Here is a 21,503-nt window from a genome sequence, read left to right as displayed (position 1 = left end):
GTGTTTTGTATAACTATAGAGTAACCGTTGTAAAGGGCTAAATGATAACCTATAATAATTAATAATCTTGGTCGAAAAGGCAACGGAGCCGGTTTGAAGCGTCAAACTGACTCCGTTGCCTTTTTATTTACTTACGGAGGGGATTTATTTGCCACCCAAAATCTTAATTAAACAATCTACGATTAGTGCCTTAATGTTAGGTATCTTCTTTTTTATTGCCATACTGTTGGGCAGTAGTATTTTATATATGAGTTCAAGTATCAAAGATGAACAGGCTGCAGAAAAGAGAAGGACTGAATTCAAACAACTTGGCATCAATTTAGCAAATGCTTCGGATTATTTAACAGATGAAGCACGTAAATTTGCGGTAACAAGAGATAAGATTCATATGAGTAAATACTGGGAGGAAATCAACGTTACTAAAACGCGGGATAATGTGATATCACGACTTGGGGAGCTAAATTCTCCGAGTGAAGAAATGGCACTGTTAGCTGAGGCGAAAAAGAATTCAGATGCGTTAGTGGAGACAGAAAGGCGTTCGATGAGGCTGGTAATTGATGCTTTATGGGTGTCGGATGAGAAAATGCCGCTTGAAGTGGCTTCCTTTCGATTGAGTGCGGAAGATCAAAAGTTAAGTACTGAGGATAAACTTACCAAAGCGCGGGACATCATGTTTGATGCAAAGTATGACTTTGATAAACGGAGCATCATGGACCCTATAGCAGGATTTCAACAAATTATGAATGCCCGCTTAGAAGCAGAACTGGAGATTGCCAGAAATGCTACCAGTAGGGCAGCGATCTTGCAAGCAGTCCTGGCTGCCATTATCATCTGCGTGGTTGCGGTATTGCTGAGAATTATCTCCATCCAAGTAACGTACCCGATCCAGAATTATACGAAACTGTTAAAGGTGTTTTCATTTAGCAGTGAAAACTTTAGTCTAACGCCAGAGGGCTCTCTGGAGCTTAGGTTACTTGCTACTACATTTAATGACTTATATCAGTCGTTTCAGGAGGAATTGGTAAAAAGGAAACGTGCTGAAGATAAGATGAAAGCTGCCAAAGAAGAGGCCGAGAAGGCCAATGCAGCCAAAAGTGAATTTCTGGCAAATATGAGTCATGAGATAAGAACTCCCTTAAATACAATCATTGGCTATCACTTTTTACTTAATAATGCTGAATTTGCACCAAAACAAAAACAATATGTGCAAAATATAGGTATGGCGGCTAAAAGTCTTTTGGGAATCATCAATGAAATACTTGATTTTTCTAAAATCGAAGCTGGCCGGATGACCCTAGAAGCTGTTGAATTTAATCTCTACGAGACAATCAAAGGGCTCTGCAGTATGGTTCAAATAGATGCCCAGCGCAATGGTTTGGAGGTGCGCTGTGTAATCAGACCGGATGTTCCACATTATGTAAAGGGGGATACTACGAGATTAAAGCAAGTCCTTTTGAATCTTTTATCGAATGGAATTAAGTTCACAGATCAGGGTGAGCTGGAAGTTGTAGTTGAAGTTTTAAGAAACGATGGAAAGCAGGCTCAACTACGGTTTAACGTATCAGATACCGGGATTGGCATATCTGAGAAACAAATAAAGCAACTGTTTGAGGTGTTTACACAGGGTGATGCCTCAACTTCACGAAAATATGGGGGAACGGGCTTAGGGCTAGCTATCTGTAAAAAAATTGTCGGACTTATGGCAGGTGAGATTAGTGTCAGTAGTGTGGTAGGGGCTGGGTCAACCTTTAGTTTTACTGCGAACTTCGAAGTCGTCGATCGAGCACCTATGTCTTTAAAAGTAGACAAACTAAACCAGGGCATGTTTGCTACTAAAAAGATTTTATTAGTAGAAGATAATCAAATTAATGTGCAAATGACCCGAGAAATTCTTGAAAATTCAGGGTTTGAAACGGATACCGCTCAGGGCGGTTATACTGCTATTCAAATGGTCAGAAGAACACGCTATGATGCTATTTTAATGGATATTCGCATGCCTGAAATAGATGGGTATGAGGCGACCCATCGGATTTTAGAGATATTAGGGAAAGCTGCCCCGCCTATTATCGCCTTATCGGCGGATGCAGTTGAAGGGGTTGCTGAAAAGGCAAAATTGGCAGGAATGAGCGGGTATGTGACCAAACCGTTAAATCCTCTGAAGCTGATTGAGATTTTGATAAGGTGTCTTAGCAGTGAAACGACAGAAGACCTCCTGCCAGAAATTAATCTCCCAGCCCCAAATCAGAAAATTTGGCTCGATTTTGCAAGCGGTATCGAGCGTTTGGGAGGCAAACAAGAAAAATATAAACATATTCTCGAAAGATTCACCGAAAACCACGGAAATGACTATAACACTATTAATCAGTTGTTAGAGACTGGTAATTTTGCTGAAGCAAAGCTACTATTACATACCCTAAAGGGGATTGCAGCAAATATTGGAGCAATCCAGCTTAAGGAAGCATCTCAACGTCTAGAAAATGCTGTAGACTACCAGGATGAAGAGGAGATCTATAAGGAGAAATGCCAGTTTGAAATAGTCTTAATCGAAAGTTGTAACTGTGTGGTTCAGTTTGTAGCTGGCTTACCAGTAGAACCTGAGAAGATTTATGTTGAAAATATTGATAATGAAAACCAGATAATTAAATTAGTAAAGCTATTGGAAGAGGGAGATTCGGAGGCCTCCTCGGTTTATGCTGCTTGTAGATATTATCTTAAGCAAGAGTTAAGTCCTCTGGACTACAGCCAACTGAATGAGAAAATCACCACCTACAATCTTGAAGAAGCAGCTGTATATTTAAAAAAACTTATTGCTGAAATAGGATGAACTAAGACTGTCTCGACAGGGAGGGATTTTAGTAAATGTATAAAGTGCTAATTGTCGATGATGACAAAGTGGTAAGGTATATGTTAAAGAGGTATAAGAAGTGGGCTAACATTGGATTTAGTGTGGAAGAGGAAGCAAGTGATGGTAAAGAAGCATTGAGAAAGCTTTCATCTGGTCAAATTGACCTTGTCATAACGGATATTAAAATGCCAGGTATGGATGGGATAGAGTTCTTAAGTGAGCTTAGATTCAGAAAATGGGAAGTTTGTTCAATTTTACTCAGTACGCATAGCGATTTTGAGTACGCTAAACAAGGAATACGGTTAGGTGCCTTTGATTTTATAACCAAACCTTTAGAGGAGGATGTTCTGAGTGAAGCCTTGGAACGAGCGAAAAAATATTTAGATGAAAAAAATCAACAGAGAATCAGGGTAGAAGAAGAACGTAGGCTGATTGAAGACAGCCTGACGCATTTTTATCCGAAAAGACGAGAAGAAAGAATGGTAGTTCTCATCTTAGCAGGAAACTTAGCAGCTCTAACGGAAGCAGAAGCAGCCTTTTCTGAATTAACTAAGCTGTTGGATCAAGACCTGTTTAAAACAGCCAAGTTGCTGGAAATAATGCTTTCGAACCTTAGTGGGGCGATATATCAGGAGTTCTCCTGGATCCAAAAGGTTGAAGAAGCTGCTTTTAGTAGTGTTTTGCAGCACGTTGATTCCATGCAGGGCATGAAGTCAGAGTTTCTCAGCTGTATTAGGGGGCTGATCACTGTCGTCAAAAAATATGAGCTTCATCAAAGCGATAGTATAGTCAGAAAAACGTGCATATATATAACCGATCATATTGAAAAAGATATCAATCTTGAATTGGCTGCCAATGAGGTACATGTGAGTAAAGACTATCTGGGAAAACTTTTTAAACAAAAAACGGGCGTTAGTTTTAATGACTACCTGACAAAAATTAAAATGGAATATGCCAAGCATCTGCTTGGAACGGGTGAGTATAAGAACTATGAAGTAAGTGAAAAAATTGGCTATAGCAGTCCAGATTATTTCTGCCGTCTATTTAAGAATTATACTGGTTATACGCCTATGCAATTCAGAAAATTAGGGGTCTAAGTTAATTGCGGCAAACTTTTTTCTCCGATTTCTTAGGGGAAAATATCTAGTATTTACGGTTTGATTTCATTGGCATTAATGGCATAATGGTTACAAATAGAGTTGCTCAATTTGTAACCAGCAACGGCGCTGTGAGGAATGAACAGTATCCACGAGGATATCGAACATTCTTTACAGCGCTTTTTTGGTTAGTACGTTAGCGCTAACGAGATATTTCAACATTGATTCTGGCCAGTCATGTTGGAAAAGATCAATGATAGGAGAGGGGTAAGTTATGAGGAATTATTTTTCATTAGAAATTAGAAAACGGGCAACTGGGATTATCTCAGCAATGCTTATTGCAGGGTTAATTCTGACCGGATGTGGAGCCGCTCAGACGAGCAAACCTGCGGAAACCACGAGTTCAGAAGATACAATCAAGGTGGGGATCTTACATTCGTTAAGTGGAACGATGGCTATCAGTGAAGTATCCGTTAAGGATGCAGAAATGATGGCTATTGACGAAATCAACGCATCTGGTGGAGTGTTAGGTAAAAAAATCGTGCCAGTTATAGAAGATGGTGCTTCAAACTGGCCAAACTTCGCGGAAAAAGCTAAGAAACTGTTACAACAAGATAAAGTGGCAACAGTATTTGGCTGCTGGACTTCAGCAAGTCGTAAGGCAGTACTCCCGGTGTTCGAAGAAAATAATGGCTTGCTCTGGTATCCTGTTCAATATGAAGGGATGGAAGCATCTCCAAATATTTTTTACACTGGGGCAGCTCCTAATCAGCAGATTGTACCTGCTGTAGAATGGTTGCTTGAGAATAAAGGGAAGAAATTCTTCCTGTTGGGGTCTGATTATGTGTTCCCAAGAACCGCCAATAAAATTATTAAAGCTCAATTAACAGCTATGGGTGGCGAAATGATTGCTGAAGAATACACACCGCTTGGACATACCGACTTTAGTACCATTGTCAATAAAATCAACGCGGCCAAGCCTGATGTTGTGTTCAATTCGTTGAATGGAGATAGTAATGTCGCTTTCTTTAAGCAACTTAAGGATGCAGGTATTACTTCCAAAGAGCTCACAACACTTTCGGTAAGTGTCGCTGAAGAAGAAATCCGGGGGATTGGCGCGGCAAACATGATGGGTCATTTGGTATCTTGGAACTATTACCAAACGACAGACACGCCTGAGAATAAAGAATTCGTAAAGAAATATAAAGCAAAGTATGGCGCAGACCGTGTAACGGATGATCCTATCGAAGCTGCTTATAATGCAGTGTACTTATGGGCAGCCGCTGTTAATAAAGCAGGCTCAACGGATGTGGCTAAAGTAAAGGAAGCTGCTAAAGGAATTGAATTTAAGGCACCTGAAGGTTTGGTGAAAATTGATGGTGAAAACCAACACCTTTGGAAACCTGTAAGAATTGGTGAGGTAACTGAAGATGGTTTGATTAAAGAGATCTGGAGCACAAAAACAACAGTTAAACCGGATCCGTTCCTAAAATCATACGATTGGGCGAAGGGTCTTAGTAATTAGTGAAGAAACTTTGTGGGTTGTGGTTAAACGGTGCAGGTCAGATAACCTGCACCGTTGCTGCTAATACGCACACGAAAAGGTGGTGGAAAAATGGGAACGTATATCCTGCAAATATTTAATGGAATCAGTGTTAGCTCGATACTTATACTAGCTGCGTTAGGGCTTGCCATCACCTTTGGTTTGATGAAAGTCATCAATATGGCTCACGGTGAATTTATCATGATTGGAGCCTATGTTGCTTATCTCGTGCAAAATCTATTTATAGCGCATCTGGATAAGAGCCTTTTTGGATTATATTTTATTATGGCTATTCCAGCTTCGTTTATCATTTCCGGTCTTTTTGGGTTAGTTCTAGAAGGGACAGTAATCCGCCATCTTTACAATAGACCGTTGGATAGCATACTGGCAACCTGGGGCGTCAGTTTAGTGCTCCAGCAACTGGCAAGAAGTATTTTTGGAGCCCCTAATGTTGATGTAAAAAGCCCAGGCTGGTTGGAAGGCGGACTTGTTCTAAGCCAAGGGCTGCAACTACCCTATAAGCGTCTGTTTATTATCGCCTTAGTCATTGCTTGTATTTTAGGTATGATTGTCCTGCTTTATAAAAGTAAAACAGGACGTCGCATCCGAGCGGTCATGCAGAATAGGGAAATGGCGGAGAGCATGGGAATTAATACTAGGAGAGTAGATGCTTATACGTTTGCCATTGGATCTGGGCTTGCTGGAATTGCTGGGTGTGCTTTAACGTTGCTGGGTTCAATCGGGTCCACTTTAGGTACTAATTATATTGTGGATACGTTTATGGTTGTAGTCCTTGGCGGAGTAGGAACGCTTTTGGGAACTGTAGCAGGGGGACTATTAATCGGTACAACCAACACCTCGATTGAGTTTTTCACTAATACCTCGCTGAGTAAGGTGCTAGTCTTTATCATGATTATTTCATTTTTACAATGGAGGCCCAAAGGGCTGTTTAACATCAGTAGTCGTTCGCTCGACGAATAGGGTATATTCTTACAGAAAGGGGGACAGAACTGTGGTCGAGGTTCGAGGTGCGTGGTTCGAGGTGCGAAGTATAGTAAAATCAAAAGAAAAATTAGTATTCTCAGTTATCATCTTGGTTTTAATGCTAGCTCCTTTGTTTTTATCAGATTTCAGAGTAAACTTGCTCGGAAAATTTATTACCTATGCTATTTTGGCAATTGGTTTGGATTTGATCTGGGGATTCACGGGTATTTTAAGTCTTGGACACGGGGTGTACTTCGGGCTAGGAGCATACTGTATGGCCATGTATCTCAAATTAGAAGCTGCCCAAGGAAAACTACCGGATTTTATGTCTTGGAGCGGACTTGAGAGACTTCCTTGGTTTTGGCAACCTTTTTCCTATGGTTTTTTTGCAATCTCTATGGCAATTCTGATACCGACCCTATTGGCATTCTTTATTGGTTTTTTAACATTCAAGAATCGTATCAGGGGAGTATATTTCTCCATCTTATCCCAGGCTTTATCCATTATTTTCGTTGTACTGTTTGTTGGTCAACAGGCCTATACCGGTGGAACAAACGGTCTGACAAGCTACAAGACTATCATGGGCTTTTCGTTATCAAGTGGCTCAACGAAGCTTGTTTTGTATTACATCTCGATCGGCCTTCTCGTTTTGTCCTTTACTTTTTGTAATTTTTTAATTAAACAAAGAATCGGCAGGATCCTAGTAGCCATTCGGGACGGAGAAAACAGGGTCAGGTTCTCGGGGTATAATCCTACAACTTATAAAATATTTGTCTATTGTCTATCTGCAGGCTTAGCAGGGCTTGCCGGAGCAATCTTTGTCCCTCAGGTCGGTATTATTTCCCCGGCCGAAATGGGCATAGTGCCATCCATTGAAATGGTTATCTGGGTAGCAATTGGTGGACGTGGAACCTTGATCGGCGCTGTTATTGGGGCAATACTTGTCAATACCTTAAAAAGCGGGATCAGTGAAAGTTTCCCGGATCTATGGTCTTACTTTATTGGGTTTGCCTTTATTTTCATAGTCTTGTTTATGCCAAACGGTATTGTCGGATTGGTCAAAAACATTGCCGGGAAGTTTGGTAATCAGGCCCATAAAGATAGTCAGCGGATAAGGACAGATAAAGTGGCCTGATCAATTATGTAATACAAGGACTAAGGATTTTCGCAGATGAACGAAAGGCGGTGGGGATATGGATTCGGTATTAACTATTGATAATCTAACTGTAAGTTTTGATGGCTTTAAGGCCGTTAATAATGTGAATACTGGGATCCAGAAAGGGGAGATCCGTTTTTTCATCGGGCCGAACGGTGCAGGAAAAACAACTTTGCTTGATGCTATTTGCGGGAGGGTGAAGCCTCAGTCAGGGCAGGTTACGTTTTTTGATAGAGATGTTACCAGGTATGCGGAGCATGAGATTGTAAATGTAGGAATCGGACGGAAGTTTCAGGTACCCTCCGTATTTACTAACATGACTATTTATGAAAACATGGAACTTGCTGTTGTGAAGGATCGTTCGTTGTATTCTTCCATGTTTCAAAGACTGAAAAAGGAGCAGATCGAGAGGATTGAAGATATCTTAGTATCGATTGGCTTGTATGATAAAAGATTTAACACCCCGCTAGCCTTAGCGCATGGTGAAAAGCAGTGGCTGGAAATCGGTATGCTGCTCGCCCAGGAGCCTAAATTAATGCTTTTGGATGAACCAGTTGCTGGCATGGGTCGGGCTGAGACCGACAAGACTGGGGAACTTTTGAAAAGGATAGCTCAAAATTGTACCATTATTGTTGTCGAACACGACATGGAATTTGTCAGGGATTATGCAAGTAAGGTTACGGTGCTGCATGAAGGGGCGATATTAGATGAAGGCAGTGTCTATGACGTTCAGAATAATCAAAAGGTAATAGATGTGTATCTAGGACGGGGTGGGGAACGGGATGCTTGAGATAACTACCCTTGAGGCCTATTATGGGGAAAGTATTATTCTAAATGGAATAAATCTGCGTGTGGCAAAAGGGCAGATCGTCTGCCTTCTAGGTCGAAACGGGGTAGGAAAGACAACTTTTTTAAAAAGTATTATGGGCTTGGTTAGGACCCCTAAAGGAAGCATTAAGATCAATGCTCAGGAACTCATCACTAAGCCCACTTTTTTTAGGGCTCGACAAGGGATTAGTTATGTGCCGCAAGGCAGGGATATTTTCCCGCAATTAACCGTCCATGAAAACCTGCTACTTGGCCTTGAGGCATGCGGAGGGCAGGGAAGTATTGATGAAACGATCTATGAATTATTTCCGGTTTTGAAGGCCATGCTAAAAAGAAAAGGAGGAGACCTTAGCGGAGGGCAGCAGCAGCAACTGGCTATTGCCCGGGCCCTAGTGTCAAAGCCCAAATTGCTGATTTTGGATGAACCTACTGAAGGAATACAGCCGTCCGTGATCCAAGAAATCGGACGTGTCATCAAGCAATTAAAAATGGAAACAAACTTGACAATTCTGATTGTAGAACAGTATTTGGAGTTTGTCATTGAGGTATCCGATTACTATTACGTGATGGAAAAGGGACTTATTGTGACAGAAGGGTTCACTAAGGATCTAAATCAAGAGGAAATTCAGAAACGTATGGCTATATGATTAATAATTAGTTACGGAGGGGGGTTAGACGATGCATCTAAGTCCGACTGAAAGAGATAAACTGTTGATTTATACTGCGGGGCAGGTAGCACGTGAACGGTTAAAACGCGGGTTGAAGTTAAATTATCCAGAAGCAGTGTCCTTAATAAGCGCTGAACTACTGGAACGAATTCGTGATGGGTTTACAGTGGCCAACCTCATGGAAATGGGCACAAAGATCCTAAGGCGTGACCAGGTTATGGAGGGAGTCCCTGAAATGATTGTAGAAATTCAGGTTGAGGGAACTTTTCCGGATGGGACTAAATTAGTTACCGTCCATAATCCTATCCGGTTATCGTAACAGAGGCCGGAAGTCGGAAGTCAGAGGTCGGAAGTCAGATCAAGGTTTGAAGTCGAATATCGAACATCGCAGGGAGGTCAGAGTTATGATACCGGGAGAGTATAAATTGGCACAGGGAACCATTGAAGCGAATTCAGGCCTGCATATAGAAACGATAAAGGTTGTAAACACTGGCGATCGTCCGATCCAGGTCGGTTCTCATTACCATTTTTTCGAAGCAAACAGGTATTTAGTCTTTGACAGAGCATTAGCTTGGGGTATGCATTTAAACATTCCCTCCGGCACCGCTGTCCGTTTCGAACCGGGAGAAAGCCGTACTGTTACCCTTGTCCAATTTTCAGGTAAGGGGCAGGTGTTCGGAGCGAATAATCTAACGGCTGGTTGTCGGGACAAGAAGAAATGTATTGAACAAGCTAAGCGGCAAGGGTTTATAGAACAGAAGTCGGAGGCCGGATTAATCTGAAACAATGTGAGGAGGAGTTGAATTGTGACTTTAAGCATGTCAAGGCGTCAACATGCTGATATGTATGGACCAACCACTGGAGATAAAATTCGCTTAGCAGATACAGAGTTATGGTTAGAAGTGGAAGATGATCTTACCGGTCCGGGTGATGAAGCAAAATTTGGAGGTGGTAAAGTCATTCGCGATGGTATGGGGCAGGATCCACAAGCTTTGGATGAGGCTATGGATTTGGTCATTACAAATGCAGTAATTATTGACCATTGGGGGATTATTAAGGCTGACATAGGGGTTAAAGAAGGACGTATTTATGCCCTTGGTCAGGCAGGAAATCCTAAGACGATGGCTGGGGTTAACCTTCCCATAGGGGCCGGCACAGAGGTGATTGCTGGAGAGAACCATATCGTTACTGCAGGAGGAATTGATAGTCACATTCACTTTATTTGTCCTCAGCAGATTGAAACAGCGATTGCTTCCGGTATCACAACCATGTTAGGGGGCGGAACTGGCCCGGCTGCTGGAACAAATGCTACAACCTGTACACCGGGTAAATGGAACATATATCGGATGCTGCAGTCCGCGGAAGCGTTTCCAATTAATCTTGGTTTTTTTGGAAAAGGGAATAATTCTTGTCCGGAACCGCTGATAGCCCAAGTTAAAGCCGGAGTCATTGGTCTGAAACTACATGAAGATTGGGGATCTACTCCTGCCGCTATTGACTGCTGCCTAAAAGTTGCGGATGAATATGATATTCAGGTGGCCATACATACGGATACCCTTAATGAAGCTGGCTTTGTCGAAGATACAATTGCTGCGATTGCCGGGCGTACGATCCATACGTTTCATACCGAAGGTGCTGGAGGAGGACACGCGCCAGACATTATTAAAATTGCCTCCTTGCCCAATGTCTTACCCTCCTCAACCAATCCTACCCGGCCGTTTACCGTTAATACATTGGAAGAACATCTCGATATGTTAATGGTTTGTCATCATCTGGATAAACAAGTCCCTGAGGATCTCGCCTTTGCTGATTCCCGTATCCGCCCAGAAACGATTGCGGCCGAGGATATTCTCCATGATTTAGGCGTAATCTCCATGATGTCTTCTGATTCTCAAGCGATGGGACGGGTCGGAGAGGTTATTATTAGGACCTGGCAGACAGCGCATAAGATGAAGATTCAGCGTGGTCCCTTGGAGTCTGACAGTATAAATAATGACAATAACCGGATTAAACGTTACGTTAGTAAATATACGATTAATCCTGCGCTTACTCATGGCATTAGCCATATCGTCGGTTCGGTTGAAAAGGGTAAGTTAGCGGATCTTGTACTGTGGAAGCCGCAGTTTTTCGGTGTAAAACCTGAGATGGTGATCAAAGGTGGGTTTATTATGCATGCTGCTATGGGAGATGCCAATGCCTCTATTCCTACCCCACAACCGGTTATCCAACGACCAATGTTTGCCGCGTTTGGTAAAGGGATTGCCGCTTGTTCAGTTACTTTTATATCCCAAGCAGCTGATGCGGAAACGTTAGCTAAGGAGCTAAAACTGGATAAACAACTTGTTCCGGTGAAGAACTGTCGTCAAATTGGTAAGGCCGATATGAAACATAACTTTGCAACCCCGCACATTTCTGTGGATCCTGAGACCTATCAAGTGACTGCAGATGGAGAAATCTTAACTTGCGAACCAGCCGATATCCTGCCTCTAGCACAACGATATTTTTTGTTTTAAGTTTGACTTTTAACAGTGGGGATAGCGCTTGAGTTATTTAGAAAGAAAATAGCGATTTGTGAAAGTGTATGCCCCATTGGGCATAGGGGGTTGCTCCGAGTATAGATTGAGGGCTTTAGTTGCTAGCTTGTTGTAAATTTGAACGAAGTTGATAGGAGTTTGAAATCTATGATCATTACTAAAGTGATTGGAAAACTTGCTGACTTGGAACAGGATCATCAGCGCGAAAAAGAGTCTTTTACCATAGAACAGCTATTTCTTTCCTGGGATGAGCTCCAGAAAAGGATTCTGCGTAAAACAACAGATGTGGGCAGAGATATTGGAATACAACTAGAAAGTGGACAAATGCATCCTGGAGATATTCTCTATAGACAAGAAAACCATCTTATTGTCGTAAGGGTAAAAGAAGAGGCTGTGTTAATCGTTCCAGTTAGGACTATCAGGGAAATGGGATTGGCTGCGCATGCTATAGGTAATATGCATGCTCCAATTGAGCTGAAGAGTGATTCGGTTATTACGCCCTACAATTCAGTATTACAAGAGCAGCTCGCCAAACTAGGGTTATACCCGGTTAAAGAAGCCAGGGCTTTTGTACCATGATGCAGCAATCATCTCTGATAGGATTGCGCTTAATGCAGCTAGCAGACTCAGCCTTTCCTTCGGGTGGCTTTACTCAATCGTTCGGGCTTGAAACGTTTATTCAGGGCGATGACATTAAAACTAAGCAAGAATTAGCTCAGTTTATGCAGACCTTTCTCTACTTCACTTGGCGACCTACGGATTTGCTAGCGGTAAAATTAGCTTGGAAAGCCGCCCTACAATCAGACATGAAGCACCTTTATTTACTGGATAAACGGTTAAATGCCATGAAGTTACCGTCTGAAAGCCGTGAAGGAAGTGTTAAGATGGGGAGAAGGCTCCGGCAATTACTAGGAGAAATTGATCCAAATTACTTTTCGGGTGTTCATTTTCCATATGGTCACCAGGGCATTATTTTGGGACATTATGGCGCGGTAGTAGGTATTGAATTAACTTCACTACTTGCTGCCTATGCCCATATGACCACTGCGTCACTTATAGCGAATGGCGTACGGGCTATTCCGTTGGGACAGACCAGTGGTCAGCAGGTGCTTGCACTCCTGCAACCACTACTTGATACCTGTATTCAATGGGCAACAACTGCGACTGCAAAAGATTGGGGTGGCAGCGCACCAGCCTTCGATTGGGCAGGTATGGCTCATGAGAGATTATATTCTCGAATATTTATGTCCTAGACGAGGTTCGAAGTTTGAAGTTCGATGTTATTCACGTCTTAAAGGACGTGGAAAAGAGCAGCTCTTTTAATAAACGCAAGCATTCGAACCTCGTGTCTCGAACCTCGAAATTCGAATGTAAGGAGGTTTTTAATTGTGTGGCCGATTCGCATCGGGGTAGGTGGTCCTGTTGGGTCTGGAAAAACCGCCCTTGTTGAAAAATTAACACGCTATCTGGTAGAAGAGTATAGTCTAGCGGTCATAACCAATGATATTTTTACAAAAGAAGATGCTGAATTCCTGTGTCGTCACGGTGTTTTGCCCCCGGATCGAATCCTAGGAGTGGAAACGGGAGGGTGTCCCCATACTGCCATAAGGGAAGATGCCTCTATGAACCTGGAAGCGATTGATACCCTTAAGGAAAGATTCCCAGATCTGCAACTAATTTTTGTGGAAAGTGGTGGTGATAATTTAGCGGCCACATTTAGCCCTGAACTAGTAGATGTTTCGATTTATATTATAGATGTGGCTCAAGGGGAAAAGATTCCTCGTAAAGGTGGTCCGGGGATTACTCGTTCAGATCTTTTGATAATCAACAAAACGGATCTCGCTCCTCATGTCGGGGCTAGCTTGGAAGTGATGGCCAAAGATTCCAGGCGAATGCGCGGTGAGCGACCCTTTTTGTTTACTAATCTGAAAACTGAAGAGGGCTTAGAGGGCGTCTTACTATGGATCCGGAAAAACGTTATTATGGAGGATATTGAATGAAGGCACCGTTAAAACACGGTATTCTGAAAGTTGAAGTACAGCGGGAAAACGGTAGGAGTATTATCAGTTCCCTCCAACAGAGAATGCCGCTGCGAGCTTCAAGCCCGCTCTATTTTACGGACAAAGAAGAGGTTTTTTTCTATATCATGAATCCAGCTGCTGGTCTTCTGCAAGGAGACCAGCATAGTATTTTAGTGCGAATCAAGCAGGATGCTCAGGCGGTTGTTTTCGGTCAAGGGGCGACAAAGGTATTTCGCTCACCAGAAAGAAATCTCTCAAGAGTATTTACAACCCTGATTGTTGAGCCAAGGGCGAGACTGGAATACATGCCAGAAGTCGTTATACCCTTTGCCGAATCATGTCTGGTTAGTCGTACGAATCTCCAAATATCAAGCCAAGCCACGGCATTTTTTTGGGAGATCACGGCACCAGGGCGAGTAGCCCGGCAAGAGCTGTTTGATTATAATTTGCTTGATCAGCAAACCAATATTTTTCTTGACCGTGAATTAATTTTTAGTGACAGGTTTATGCTGGAGCCGCCTAAGGTACCGACATTTTTAAAAACCTGGAATAAGCAGCTTGGCATCATGCATGGCTACACGCATATGGGCACATTTTGGGCTATTGATCCTAATCTAGAAAAGGTGATGCCTGAATTAGTGCAGCGCAACACAGAAGCTGAAAACAGTTTTCTCGAACATATGGCTGAACGCTATAATATTTTGATTGCCGGAACAACAATTTGCAAGCAGGCTTATTGTTTCCGTGCCTTGGGCCATAGTGCAGAAGATATTCAAGAGGGATATAGGGAGATATGGAGAACCTTACGTTTGAGTTTATATAATGAGCCTGAGTGGCCATGGAGAAAATGCTAGCATAAGCAAAAACCTCGTATTTCTATGCAAATAGGAAATGCGGGGTTTTACTATAATCCAAACAAATGTTCGATGAAATATCGATGGAGGGGAGCTTGGGTGAAAACATGCAAGTTGCCAAATAGCACGAGCTTTATAGGGGTGCATAAGTGCAACAACGGCTGTTGCCTTAGCCAGAAGGCGGACAAGGCGTATGTGATGGAAACTGGGGAAATCACATTGCATGGGGAGGCCAAGGTACTGCTTCACGATGAAAGGGTACGCAAGGCTTATCTGGGCGAGTGACATCGTAAAGGAAAGGGTGGAACAAATGAATAAGTATATACATGCTGTGCCGAATTTCAGTGACGGAAGGCGCCAGGATGTGATCGAGTCCGTGGTAGGGGTATTCCGGGGAGTGCCGGGAGTGAAGCTGATTGATTATTTTCCTGATCCGGATTTTAACCGGACAGTGATTGAAGTAATTGGCAAACCGGAGCCACTGAAGAAGCCCTTTTAATAATGGCCCGAGAATCCATCAGGCTAATCAATATGGAGGAACAAAGCGGAAGTCATCCTCGCATCGGTGCACAGGATACCATCCCGCTTTTCCCGCTGAAAAACAGTTCTGTTGCCGAGTGTAAGCTTCTGGCCGAGGAAATCGAGCAGGAAGGTCCGAGCGGGGGCTTCACGACGGTCCGTTCGGTAGGATTAAAGTTTGAAGAGCGTAGCCAGGTGGCTGTCTCGATGAATATGTTTGACTACAAGCAAACTCCCCAGTATAGGACCTTTGAACTGGTAAAATTGGAGGCGGCCCGTTACGGTGTGCCGGTAGTGGGGACGGAACTGGTCGGTACTCTGCCTCAGGAGGCTATCGTGAACTCTCTGGAGTATTTTCTGCGCTTGGAAAATTTTAAGCAGGATCAAATCCTGGATAACCATCTGATTGAGATTGATACGGAATAAATGTGACTTGGTCAATGATTCTGCTCAGGAATCGCTCTTGGGGTCTATAATACTTTCAATTTCCATTCACCCATTCCATATTATTGCAAATAACGCTCGTAGTCTTCACGATCAATGCCTGGATGTAGACTGATGGCCAAAGCACCTGCAATAATTTTAGCTACAGTTTGAATTAGAGAATCAATTTCTTTAGGTGTTACCATTAGGTTTCCTTGGAAAGGAGAAAGAACATCATCGATGATTTGACTAAATGTTTCCGGTTTTATACCCTTGTATAGTTGATACAACTTGGGACTGGTAACAAATTGTTGAAAAACCCCTTCAACCACGTCATGAGCAATCACGCCAGCATTGACAACTGTTGGTAGACCGATGGCAATCACTTTGCAGCCTAACGTTTCTTCGGTAATGCCTGCCCGCCGGTTTCCTACACCTGAACCAGGGTGGATTCCAGTATCGGCGAGCTGAATGCTTGTCCCAATCCGTTCTAGGGAACCAGCTGCAAGGGCATCAATGGCAATGACTAAATCGGGCTTGACATGTTCTACGATACCCCGAATGATTTCAGCGGTTTCAATTCCAGTAATCCCTAAGACGCCAGGAGCAATGGCACTGATTTTTCTCATTTGGCCTTGTAATTCGTCCGGAGAGAGTTGGAAAAGATGACGGGTAACCATAGTTTTGTTAATAACTTGGGGACCTAGAGCATCGGGTGTAGCATTCCAATTACCCAACCCCACGATTAGAATGCTAGCATCTTCTTTAAGATCCATTAGTTCAATTAATTGATCTGCTAGAACATGGGTGATGTTTTCGTGGATGACATAATTATTAGTACGGATTTCAGGAGCATCAATGGTTATGTAATGTCCTTTTGGCTTACCAATTGCAGAAACCCCTTCATCAGTTTCTACAGTGATGATGGTAACTTTAGCGTGTTCGAGTTGCTCTTCATTCATGCGAACGCCTGGTATTTCTTCCCCGCTTTCCCCACGGAGGAGCTGATGGGCCTCCACGGCTAAGTCAAGCTGAACATTGAGGTGTCGATAGAGATCGGATTTGTTCATTTTAATAACTCCTTTAAATTGCATTTATACATAACTTAGCTGGCGCTCATACAAGCTTAAAAAAGTCACTGGGGCGATTAAGCTCCAGTGAACAGAGAGGAAAAACGAAAGGAAGAGTTGGATGGGGGAAGGGCAATCAATGATTAGTAATGTTCATCGTTGCCATCTTTAGTATTAACAAAAACAGCAAGGATATACAGGAAATTTAGTTATTCACTGTGGTATACTATTACATAAAAGAGATGGAGGAATCGTAACAGGATCCTTTCTTAGTGATGCTTCGGCATCTGAATATGATAAATGGCATCAAACTACGAAGCAATGAAACAGTGAAGAAAGTCAGCGTGGGAAACACTGGATTTCTCGTTGAAAAATGGCTAAAAGCATGAGATAAATGAACTGATTGGCAGTTGTAGCTGTAAAGCTTAATAAGCTCTGCTATAATACAATATGGAGGGTGTATGAGGATTATTGCTGGCGAAATGCGTGGTCGACTAGTTAAGGCTGTCGAGGGAATGCAGACACGCCCGACTTCGGACAAAGTAAAGGGTGCGATTTTTAGTGTTCTAGGGGACAAAGTTTTAGATGCGCGGGTTTTAGACCTTTTTGCTGGAACCGGTAACTTGGCGATTGAAGCGCTCTCCCGAGGTTCTCGTGAAGCGGTGTTGGTCGAAAAGAGTTTTGAAGCGCATCAGGTCATACTGAAAAATCTTGATCAAATTGGGGTAAGCCAAAAGACCAACCTCTTTTTGATGGATGCCTTTAAATACATAGATAGATACCCTAATGAAGTTTTCGACCTTATTTTTCTGGACCCCCCTTATCGTAAGGAGCTTGTGCTTAAGGTTCTATTGACCTTAAAGAAATACTCTTATTTGACACCAGACGGAGTGATTGTTGCTGAAACAGCCAATGATGAAGAATTGAGTAATGATACTATTTATCCGTTTGAAGTCCGTAAATCACGGGAATACGGAGACACAAAAGTATGGTATCTACAGAGAATTGATGATGAAGAGGGAGAGATATAAGTGGAAAATGATATTCTGAGCTTGCTCAATGAAGTGGAAGAGATCATAGATCATGGGACGAAGATCCCCATGACAGGAAAAGTATTAGTGGATGATTCTGTAGTCTTCGAGTTGCTTGATCGAGTGAGAGCAGCCTTACCGGAAGAGCTAACAAATGCTAAGTGGGTTTTAAAAGAACGGCAACGTATTCTAGATGAAGCTGAAGCGGAAGCGCAAAAATTAATCGAGCGTGGAAAAACGTACGTTGATAAGATGGCGATAGAAAATGAAGTGGTTAAACAAGCTCAGAGCTATGGCGAGGATATCGTTAAGCAGGCGCAAACATTTGCTCGGGATGTCAAGACTGGTGCTGTGCAATACGCTGATGAAATGCTTCAACATGTTGAACAAAGTCTATACCAGACGCTTCAGGCTCTGCGTAAAAACAGGGAGGAATTAAAGGGGTTAGCGAAGGAAGACCGGGACCGGAAAACTGTCATCACTGAAAATGAGTAGGGTGAGTAAATCTCACCCTACTTAACGTCAGAGAACCCGATGCCGCTGGTCGAACTACGATCTGCGGACTCGGATTAAGGCGAGAACGATTAGAGTGCTCATCATCCCAATAAATACGAGAGAACTTAAATGCCAAGTATTCCAAACCAGGACGGTAGTGTCTGGAACTTGAATGGGAAGAGTCGCGGTGGGTACCTTAGCAACTAAAAGGAAAAGCTGGCTCAGACCCATTGCCAGAATTGCCTGGAGTGCGCGGGCAATTACAAAGGACGAGAAGCGCAAATCGGTGCCGCTGATTAATCCAGCAACTTGCGCGAAAACAGAGAGTCCTCCCCAGCCCATAAGAAAGGTCAAGAGTGCTACTTGGTGATGGAGTGAGGAAAGCGCTCGGATTGCTTCCTGACAACCTAACGTCATCTCAAAAAGACCATTGAAAAAGGCCTGAAAAACAGAAATAGGAATGCCTTGTACAACCATATGACTTAGGGACGCCAAAAACAAGGTGATGTGCCAGAGGTTTAAGAGTCTTAGAATTACCGAGAAAAAAGCCATGTAACCAGCTACCATGAGAACGGTGTTAGTACTTTGCTTGACGGCATCCCCAAGGACCTGTCCGAAAGTACGGCTGTCTCTGTTCTGGGCAGTTTTCATTTCGTTCCAAGCCCGTTTGAAAGAGGGAAGCTGCAGACGTTGCGGTGAACTAGAAGTTACCCGATAAAAACGGTAGAAGAATCCAACGATCAAATTTGCCAAATAAACTGAGCTTGCTAGCAAGATACCGAGTGCTGGTTTCCCTAACATACCTGAAGCAACGGCACCAAACATAAAGCCTGGGCTGGGGTTGTTAGTAAAAGCTAAGAGACGTTCCCCCTCCTCACGTGAAATATCTCCGTCTTTACTAAGCCGAGCGGTGAGTACTGCCCCCATTGGAAAGCCTGACGTATAGCCCATAGCTACGACAAAAGCGGCTTTGCCAGGAAGACGGAAGACCGGACGCATAAAAGATTCCAGAAGAACACCAAGAAAATGAACAAATCCTGAAGCCATCAGCAGTTCAGAGAGAACAAAAAAGGGGAGTAATGCAGGGAGGACAAAACGCCACCATAAGGTCAAGCCACCGCCGGCAGAACTAAGCACTTCCTGTGGATACATAAACATGCCGAGGGCAAGGAGGCTCAAGGCCAAGACCCGGGTAACGTTAGACATAGAAATATCACCTTCCTTCACCTTCCTACATAATTTATATGGAAGTATGCCAGGCCCTAGAAGTCTTGGTGAGGAGGAAACTATCAATGAATCCCATAAGAGGACTTGTTTTGGGCGCCGGAGGCGCTCGAGGTTTTGCCCACTTAGGTATCTTACAAGTACTTGAAGAAGAAAAGATCAGTATGGACGTTGTAGTCGGATGTAGTGCAGGTGCTATATTCGGCGCTTTGTTGTGCTCTGGAATGGATCTTTATCGAATTGAACGATTATTGACGTATCCAGGTTTTGCTAAGAAGATTCTCGATCCTGCTGTATCTAAAGAAGGACTAATCAAAGGAGATCGGATACTTGAAGTTATTCGACTCTTAACCAAAGATATGTCATTTTCGGATCTGAAAATTCCTTTAGCGGTCGTAGCAACTGACATCGAATCTGGGGAGCTTGTCGTATTTCGTGAAGGTAGTGTAGCGCAAGCAGTTCGAGCGAGTATTTCTATCCCCGGTTTTTTTAAGCCCTATCGTTATCAGGGGCGTCTCTTGGTCGATGGTGCCGTTAAAAATCGCTTACCTGTACATATTGCTCGGGACATGGGGGCGGAGAGAGTCTTAGCAGTGGATGTAAAAAAAGGACTAGTTAACAAACTAACTAGTGCCATGGATATTTTACTTCAGTCCATCGAAATACTCGAAGAGGAAGTGTTTCAGGCCTATTGCCATGGTGCAGATCTGCTAATTCAACCGGATATTGGACATATTGGAAGTTTTCACTTTGATCGTGCTGAAGAAGCAATACAACTTGGACGCGCAGTAGCTTTGGCGAAATCTTCTGAAATTAGGAGAATAATGGCGTAAGGGGTTAAAAAACCAAAGATTTTGTGCTACACTCTTGGAAGATACACAATCAAAAGGTGGAAAGAAATGGAGCAAGTTAGGAAGCGGAAAACTAATTTTTCAGGGAAGACTATAGAATAATACTTATCGAGCTAAAGATTGGAAAACACAAAGGGGTATTAACAATGAAAATACTAGTTATAAATTGTGGCAGTTCTTCTCTGAAGTATCAAGTGATTGATATGGCCACAAAGAATGCTATAGGCAAAGGACTGGTTGATCGCATAGGGCTTCAGGGGTCGATGCTTACACATCGAACAGGATCAGGAGAAAAACACGTCATTAGGTCTGAAATTCCAAATCACACCATGGCTATCAAGCTCGTACTAGAGGCCTTGATTTCCCCTGAATACGGTGCCCTTAAGGATTTAACCCAAATCTCTGGAATCGGGCACCGTGTGGTTCACGGGGGGGAAAGGTTTTCAAAGTCCGTAGTTATTGATGAAGCAGTCATGAAGGCTCTGAAGGACTGTATTGAGCTGGCCCCCCTCCACAATCCTCCAAATATTGCAGGAATTAAAGCTTGTCAGAAAATGATGCCTGGAGTTCCCCAAGTGGCAGTTTTTGATACTGCCTTCCATCAATCCATGCGACCAGACAGTTATATCTATGGATTACCCTATGAATATTATAAAAAGTATGGAATTCGGAAATATGGTTTTCATGGGACTTCTCATAAATATGTCAGTCAACGTGCTGCGATTCTTCTCAAGAAACCACTCAAAGAACTAAAGATTATCAGTTGTCATTTAGGAAACGGTGCCTCAATTGCTGCCATCCGAGGAGGGAGATCGATTGAAACGTCAATGGGCTTTACTCCTTTAGACGGTCTGATGATGGGGACGCGCTCTGGAGCCTTGGATCCAGCTATTGTGACCTACATTATGTGTCGAGAAGGCTTTAATGTTGATCAAATGAATGATTTTCTCAATACAAAATGTGGAGCTTTAGGGGTTTCAGGGATAAGCAGTGATTTCAGGGACATTGAAGTGGCAGCAGAACAAGGACACGCCCGTGCGCGACTAGCCTTAGATATTTTCGAACATGATGTTAGGCAATATATTGGTGCTTATGCCGCAGTGTTGGGTGGAGTCGATGCTATAATATTCACCGCAGGAGTTGGCGAAAACGCGGCAAGCATGCGAGAAGCAATCTGTAAAAACCTAGATTACCTTGGCGTAAGCCTTGACCGTGAGAAAAATAAGGTACGAAGTGAAGAAGTAGATGTTTCTAAACCTCACGCTAAATGTCGGGTTCTTGTAATACCAACCAATGAAGAATTAATGATTGCGCTGGATACGAATGAATTAATCCGTGAAAAATAAAGCCATCCAAAATC

The 21,503-nt window shown here is 43.0% G+C and carries 22 protein-coding genes and 1 pseudogene; 21 read left to right on the top strand and 2 right to left on the bottom strand.

Annotated features, from left to right (window positions below; translation table 11 throughout):
• Positions 1-148 precede the first annotated feature (148 nt).
• From ACYQ3Q_RS05550 to ACYQ3Q_RS05470, 17 genes and pseudogenes are all read left to right on the top strand, one after another.
• Positions 149-2,824: an ATP-binding protein gene (locus tag ACYQ3Q_RS05550; protein ID WP_459927631.1), complete on the top strand. Its 2,676-nt coding sequence runs from the start codon at positions 149-151 to the stop codon at positions 2,822-2,824.
• Between the two features lie 35 nt (positions 2,825-2,859).
• Positions 2,860-3,942, top strand: a complete 1,083-nt coding sequence (locus tag ACYQ3Q_RS05545; RefSeq protein WP_459927630.1) for a response regulator transcription factor — start codon at positions 2,860-2,862, stop codon at positions 3,940-3,942.
• Between the two features lie 274 nt (positions 3,943-4,216).
• Positions 4,217-5,467, top strand: a complete 1,251-nt coding sequence (urtA, locus tag ACYQ3Q_RS05540) for an urea ABC transporter substrate-binding protein (RefSeq protein ID WP_459927629.1) — start codon at positions 4,217-4,219, stop codon at positions 5,465-5,467.
• A gap of 90 nt (positions 5,468-5,557) precedes the next feature.
• Positions 5,558-6,466, top strand: coding sequence for an urea ABC transporter permease subunit UrtB (gene urtB / locus ACYQ3Q_RS05535; protein ID WP_459927628.1), 909 nt, complete (start codon positions 5,558-5,560; stop codon positions 6,464-6,466).
• A 31-nt stretch (positions 6,467-6,497) separates the two neighbouring features.
• Positions 6,498-7,604, top strand: a complete 1,107-nt coding sequence (urtC, locus tag ACYQ3Q_RS05530; protein WP_459927627.1) for an urea ABC transporter permease subunit UrtC — start codon at positions 6,498-6,500, stop codon at positions 7,602-7,604.
• Between the two features lie 58 nt (positions 7,605-7,662).
• On the top strand, positions 7,663-8,415 hold the full coding sequence (gene urtD / locus ACYQ3Q_RS05525; protein WP_459927626.1) for an urea ABC transporter ATP-binding protein UrtD: 753 nt from the start codon (positions 7,663-7,665) through the stop codon (positions 8,413-8,415).
• Positions 8,408-9,100, top strand: coding sequence for an urea ABC transporter ATP-binding subunit UrtE (gene urtE, locus ACYQ3Q_RS05520; protein WP_459927625.1), 693 nt, complete (start codon positions 8,408-8,410; stop codon positions 9,098-9,100). The genes urtD and urtE overlap by 8 nt, the downstream gene beginning before the upstream one ends.
• Before the next feature lie 31 nt (positions 9,101-9,131).
• Positions 9,132-9,440 (top strand): urease subunit gamma, encoded by a 309-nt coding sequence (locus tag ACYQ3Q_RS05515; protein ID WP_459927624.1) that lies wholly within the window; start codon positions 9,132-9,134, stop codon positions 9,438-9,440.
• An 85-nt stretch (positions 9,441-9,525) separates the two neighbouring features.
• On the top strand, positions 9,526-9,903 hold the full coding sequence (locus tag ACYQ3Q_RS05510; protein ID WP_459927623.1) for an urease subunit beta: 378 nt from the start codon (positions 9,526-9,528) through the stop codon (positions 9,901-9,903).
• Between the two features lie 24 nt (positions 9,904-9,927).
• On the top strand, positions 9,928-11,634 hold the full coding sequence (ureC, locus tag ACYQ3Q_RS05505) for an urease subunit alpha (RefSeq protein ID WP_459927622.1): 1,707 nt from the start codon (positions 9,928-9,930) through the stop codon (positions 11,632-11,634).
• Between the two features lie 168 nt (positions 11,635-11,802).
• Positions 11,803-12,234 carry an urease accessory protein UreE gene (locus tag ACYQ3Q_RS05500; protein ID WP_459927621.1) on the top strand — a complete coding sequence of 144 codons (432 nt, stop codon included), beginning with the start codon at positions 11,803-11,805 and terminating at the stop codon, positions 12,232-12,234.
• A 32-nt stretch (positions 12,235-12,266) separates the two neighbouring features.
• A complete protein-coding gene (locus tag ACYQ3Q_RS05495; protein ID WP_459927620.1) occupies positions 12,267-12,908 on the top strand; it encodes an urease accessory protein UreF in 642 nt (213 codons plus the stop codon).
• 135 nt (positions 12,909-13,043) lie between these two features.
• On the top strand, positions 13,044-13,655 hold the full coding sequence (gene ureG, locus ACYQ3Q_RS05490; RefSeq protein WP_459927619.1) for an urease accessory protein UreG: 612 nt from the start codon (positions 13,044-13,046) through the stop codon (positions 13,653-13,655).
• Positions 13,652-14,530, top strand: coding sequence for an urease accessory protein UreD (locus ACYQ3Q_RS05485; protein WP_459927618.1), 879 nt, complete (start codon positions 13,652-13,654; stop codon positions 14,528-14,530). The genes ureG and ACYQ3Q_RS05485 overlap by 4 nt, the downstream gene beginning before the upstream one ends.
• Positions 14,531-14,629: 99 nt before the next feature.
• The gene (locus tag ACYQ3Q_RS05480; protein ID WP_459927617.1) at positions 14,630-14,815 is read left to right on the top strand and encodes a hypothetical protein; all 186 of its coding nucleotides are present in this window, start codon (positions 14,630-14,632) and stop codon (positions 14,813-14,815) included.
• Positions 14,754-15,118 (top strand): annotated as a pseudogene (locus ACYQ3Q_RS05475) (hypothetical protein); the annotation flags it as partial. The gene ACYQ3Q_RS05480 and the pseudogene ACYQ3Q_RS05475, both read left to right, overlap by 62 nt.
• Positions 15,092-15,475, top strand: a complete 384-nt coding sequence (locus tag ACYQ3Q_RS05470) for a hypothetical protein (protein ID WP_459927945.1) — start codon at positions 15,092-15,094, stop codon at positions 15,473-15,475. The pseudogene ACYQ3Q_RS05475 and the gene ACYQ3Q_RS05470, both read left to right, overlap by 27 nt.
• 80 nt (positions 15,476-15,555) lie before the next feature.
• Here ACYQ3Q_RS05470 and gpr read toward each other — a convergent pair whose 3' ends face one another.
• Complete coding sequence (gene gpr, locus ACYQ3Q_RS05465; RefSeq protein WP_459927616.1) at positions 15,556-16,542, bottom strand: GPR endopeptidase; 987 nt, start codon at positions 16,540-16,542, stop codon at positions 15,556-15,558.
• Between the two features lie 461 nt (positions 16,543-17,003).
• Here gpr and rsmD point away from each other — a divergent pair, with 461 nt between their 5' ends.
• The gene (gene rsmD / locus ACYQ3Q_RS05460) at positions 17,004-17,573 is read left to right on the top strand and encodes a 16S rRNA (guanine(966)-N(2))-methyltransferase RsmD (RefSeq protein WP_459927615.1); all 570 of its coding nucleotides are present in this window, start codon (positions 17,004-17,006) and stop codon (positions 17,571-17,573) included.
• Positions 17,574-18,068, top strand: coding sequence for an ATP synthase subunit B family protein (locus ACYQ3Q_RS05455; protein ID WP_034140298.1), 495 nt, complete (start codon positions 17,574-17,576; stop codon positions 18,066-18,068).
• Positions 18,069-18,122: 54 nt separating this feature from the next.
• Here ACYQ3Q_RS05455 and ylbJ read toward each other — a convergent pair whose 3' ends face one another.
• Positions 18,123-19,274, bottom strand: coding sequence for a sporulation integral membrane protein YlbJ (gene ylbJ / locus ACYQ3Q_RS05450; RefSeq protein ID WP_459927614.1), 1,152 nt, complete (start codon positions 19,272-19,274; stop codon positions 18,123-18,125).
• Between the two features lie 86 nt (positions 19,275-19,360).
• Between ylbJ and ACYQ3Q_RS05445 the strand changes: the two genes are divergently transcribed.
• Together ACYQ3Q_RS05445 and ACYQ3Q_RS05440 are read left to right on the top strand one after the other, a co-directional pair.
• Positions 19,361-20,125 carry a patatin-like phospholipase family protein gene (locus ACYQ3Q_RS05445; protein WP_459927613.1) on the top strand — a complete coding sequence of 255 codons (765 nt, stop codon included), beginning with the start codon at positions 19,361-19,363 and terminating at the stop codon, positions 20,123-20,125.
• A gap of 164 nt (positions 20,126-20,289) precedes the next feature.
• Positions 20,290-21,489: an acetate/propionate family kinase gene (locus ACYQ3Q_RS05440; RefSeq protein WP_459927612.1), complete on the top strand. Its 1,200-nt coding sequence runs from the start codon at positions 20,290-20,292 to the stop codon at positions 21,487-21,489.
• Positions 21,490-21,503: the final 14 nt, after the last annotated feature.

It is taken from the genome of Desulfosporosinus burensis (assembly GCF_054657535.1).
The sequence above is the reverse complement of the archived record's forward strand: the minus strand, read 5'-3'. Positions and strand labels throughout refer to the sequence as shown.